The sequence below is a fragment of the Immundisolibacter sp. genome (assembly GCF_028696615.1).
Taxonomy (GTDB): Bacteria; Pseudomonadota; Gammaproteobacteria; order Immundisolibacterales; family Immundisolibacteraceae; genus Immundisolibacter.
This window is the reverse complement of record NZ_JAQVGQ010000026.1, coordinates 15,728-19,240: the sequence shown is the minus strand read 5'-3', so window position 1 is coordinate 19,240 and position 3,513 is coordinate 15,728. Positions and strand designations below refer to the sequence as shown.

5 protein-coding genes are annotated in these 3,513 nt (G+C 73.3%); 2 read left to right on the top strand and 3 right to left on the bottom strand.

What is annotated here, in order from left to right; translation table 11 throughout:
• A partial coding sequence (locus PHC73_RS03325; RefSeq protein WP_300124433.1) for an aminotransferase class I/II-fold pyridoxal phosphate-dependent enzyme occupies positions 1–753 on the top strand: 753 nt, incomplete at its 5' end.
• Positions 754–766: 13 nt separating this feature from the next.
• Here the strand turns inward: PHC73_RS03325 and PHC73_RS03320 are convergent.
• The 3 genes from PHC73_RS03320 to PHC73_RS03310 all read right to left on the bottom strand — a co-directional run bounded on the left by PHC73_RS03320 (position 767) and on the right by PHC73_RS03310 (position 2,892).
• Positions 767–1,573, bottom strand: coding sequence for an enoyl-CoA hydratase/isomerase family protein (locus PHC73_RS03320; protein WP_300124431.1), 807 nt, complete (start codon positions 1,571–1,573; stop codon positions 767–769).
• Between the two features lie 148 nt (positions 1,574–1,721).
• A complete protein-coding gene (ispA, locus tag PHC73_RS03315; protein WP_300124429.1) occupies positions 1,722–2,609 on the bottom strand; it encodes a (2E,6E)-farnesyl diphosphate synthase in 888 nt (295 codons plus the stop codon).
• Between the two features lie 7 nt (positions 2,610–2,616).
• Positions 2,617–2,892 (bottom strand): exodeoxyribonuclease VII small subunit, encoded by a 276-nt coding sequence (locus PHC73_RS03310; protein ID WP_300124426.1) that lies wholly within the window; start codon positions 2,890–2,892, stop codon positions 2,617–2,619.
• A gap of 73 nt (positions 2,893–2,965) precedes the next feature.
• Between PHC73_RS03310 and PHC73_RS03305 the strand changes: the two genes are divergently transcribed.
• A partial coding sequence (locus PHC73_RS03305; protein ID WP_300124435.1) for an ATP-binding protein occupies positions 2,966–3,513 on the top strand: 548 nt, incomplete at its 3' end.

The window sequence follows — 3,513 nt, the reverse complement described above, 5'->3', positions numbered from 1 at the left end:
GCGCTGCCGGTCGCCATCGACGCCGAGGGCATGCGCCCCGAAGCGCTCGAGGCGGCGCTGGCCGCCGGCGCCCAGGCGGTGCTGTGCACGCCGCGCGCCCACAACCCGACCGGCTGCAGCCTCGGCGCCTCGCGGGCAAAGGCGCTGCGCGCCATCCTGGCCCGTCACCCGCACGTGCTGGTGATCGAGGACGACCACTTCGCACTGCTCGCCCGGACACCCTATTTTTCCATCGTGCCGGCCGGCGCCTGCCGCTGGGCATTGGTGCGTTCGGTCTCCAAGGCTCTGGGCCCGGACCTGCGCCTTGCCCTGGTGGCGAGCGATGCCGGCACCGCCGAGCGCCTGCACCTGCGCCTGGCCGCCGGCACCGCCTGGGTGAGCCATCTGCTGCAGACGGCGGTGCGCCGGCTGCTCGGCGACGATGCCGTCCTGGCGCAACTGCGCACGGCGAGCGACACCTATGCGCGGCGCCGGCAGGCGCTGATCGATGCGCTGCGCGAGGCCGACATCGCGGCCCTCGAGCCCTGCGAGGGCCTCAACGTCTGGGTGCCGCTGCCGCCTGGCACCGACGCCGCGCACCTGGCCCAGCGCTTGGCGCAGGCCGGCTGGCTGGTGCGCACGGCCGAGGCATTCGCGATCACCGCACCGCGCCCGGCGCTGCGCCTGACCGCCTCCACGCTCGAGCCGGCCACGGCCGCACGCTTTGCTCGGCAACTCGCCGAGCAGCTCGGCGCCGTCCGACGCCGGCGCTGATCGGCGCTTGGGGCTATTGCCCCGCGCCCGAAAGCCGCTCCCAGTCGAAATCCAGCGGCTCGCGCGCCAGCGTGCGCCGGGCGGCGTCCTGGTAGTAGTCGGTGCTCATGCACAGCGCCTGGGCGTGGCATTCGAGGTCTTCGAGCGCGTGCGCGTCCAGGTGCTGGGCCTGGTTCAGGATGTTCTTGGCCAAGCCGAGCGCATCGCGCGAGGCGTGCACGAAGCGCCCGGCCAGCGCCCGCGCCGCCGCCGGCAGCGCATCCGGCTCGTGCAGGCCATGGACGATGCCCAGCGCCTGCGCCTCGGGCGCCGGCAGCACGCGCGCCGAGTAGATCAGCTCCTTGGCGCGGGCGAGCCCGACGATGCGCGGCAGCAGATGAAACATGCCCATGTCCGGCACGAGTCCAAGGCGCCCGAACACGGCGCAAAAGCGCGCCCTGGGCGTGGCCAGGATGAAATCGGCCGCCAGCGCCAGCGAAAACCCGGCGCCGTAGGCGGCGCCGTCCACCGCCGCGATGACCGGCAGTTCGAGATCGACCAGATCGCGCAGCCAGTGGTGCATGGCCTTGACCCGCCCGCGCGAGACCGGCGGCGGGCGCCGCGCCGCGGTCATGGCGCGCAGATCGCCGCCGGCGCAGAACTGCCCGCCGGCGCCGGTGAGGATCAGCGCGCGGACCTCGCTGCTCGCCGCCAGCTCCCGCAGCACCTGCGCCAGCTCGGCGCGCAGCGTCATGTCGAGCGCATTGCGCGCCGCGGGACGGTTCAACGTCAGCGTGGCGATGCCGTCGGCGAGTGCATAGTCGAGGGCGGTATAGGACATGGAAGTCTCCGGCGAGTCCGCGGCGGGTCACTGTACGGCACCGGCGGCCGCCCTGGGGAATCGCCGCAGCGCGGGACACACCCGCGCGGCGCGGCGTGAATCAAGGGCTTACGCCGTCGATCCACGCCCGCAGCTGCCGCCGCGCCCGTCAGGCGCGGCGCGACAGGCTGTACGCGGCCAGTTGCGCCAGGCGCCCGGCAGCGGCGCCGAGCGGTGCCAGCGCCGCCACGGCCCGTTCGCATTCCTGGCGGGCGCGCTCGCGCGCGCCGTCGATACCGAGCAGCGCCGGGTAGGTCGCCTTGCCGCGGGCCGAATCCGCCCCGGCGGTCTTGCCGAGCGTGGCGGTGTCGCCATCGATGTCCAGGATGTCGTCCTGAATCTGAAAGCACAGGCCGAGCGCCTGCCCATACGCGGCCAGCGCGGCGAGCAGCGGCGCATCCGCCGCCGGCGCCACCAGCGCGCCCAGGCGCACGCTGGCGACGATCAGCGCGCCGGTCTTGCCGCGGTGCACGGTTTCGAGCTCGGGCAGGGTGAGGCGCTTGCCCTCGGCGGCCAGATCGAGCGCCTGCCCACCCGCCATGCCGTGCACGCCGCTGGCGCGGGCCAGCTCGCGCAGCATGGCGAGCCGCCGCTCGGGCGCAATCGCCTCAGCCGCCGCCAACACCTCGAAGGCCAGCGTCTGCAGCGCATCGCCGGCCAGGATGGCGGTGGCCTCGTCGAAGGCGCGGTGACACGTGGGCTTGCCGCGGCGCAGATCGTCGTCGTCCATTGCCGGCAGGTCGTCGTGCACCAGCGAGTAGGCGTGGATCAGCTCCACCGCTGCGGCGGGCGCGTCCAGGGCGGCAGGGTCGGCGCCGAGCGCCTCGCCGCCCGCGTACACCAGCGCGGCGCGCAGGCGCTTGCCGCCGCCGAGTGCGGCGTAGCGCATGGCTTCGGCCAGACGCGCCACCGGCAGATCGGCCGGCGGCAGCAGGCGGTCGAGCACGGCTTCGCTGCGCGCGCGCACGGCGGCGAGAAAATCGTCCAGGGACTGCATGGCGGCTCTACTCGGCCGGCTCGAAGCCTTCCAGACGCAGCTGGCCGTTGGCTTCGACCAGTTGCTGGACCTTGAGCTCGGCGTTCTTGAGCGCGAGCTGGCAGCCGCGGGCGAGCTGCACACCTCGCTCGAAGTCGCGCAGCGCGTGCTCGAGACTGAGGTCACCGCGCTCGAGCTGCTCGACGATGGTTTCGAGCTCGGCCAGCGCCGCCTCGAAATTGGGCAGCGCCGCGTCCGGCGCGGGCTCGGCGGCGGGCGCTTCGGGCTTACGCTTGCTGGTCATAGTGGCTAGCATAGCGCACCCCTCATGCCCGCCGGCACCGCCCACGCCGCCCTGCGGCCCGTCTTGCGCCTTCATGAACCAGACCTACGACGCCGCTTCCATCGAGGTGCTGACCGGCCTCGAGCCGGTGCGAAAGCGCCCCGGCATGTACACCCAGACCGAACGCCCGAACCACCTGGCGCAGGAGGTGATCGACAACGCCGTCGACGAGGCGCTGGCCGGTCACGCCCGGCACATCGCGGTGACGCTGCACGACGATGGCTCGCTGGCGGTGCGCGACGACGGCCGCGGCATGCCGGTCGACATCCACCCGGAAGAAGGCCTGCCGGGCGTCGAGGTGATCCTGACCCGGTTGCACGCCGGCGGCAAATTCTCGAACAAGGCGTACCAGTTCTCGGGCGGCCTGCACGGCGTCGGCGTGTCGGTGGTGAACGCGCTGTCCTCGCGCCTGACGGTGCGCGTGTGGCGCGACGGGCGCGAGTACGCCATGGAATTCGCCGACGGCGAAAAGCGCAGCGAGCTTGCCGTCATCGGCGAGGCGCCGCGCCGGCAGACCGGCACCGAGGTGCGCTTCTGGCCGGATGCGCGCTTTTTCGATGTGCCGACGTTCCACGTCGGGCG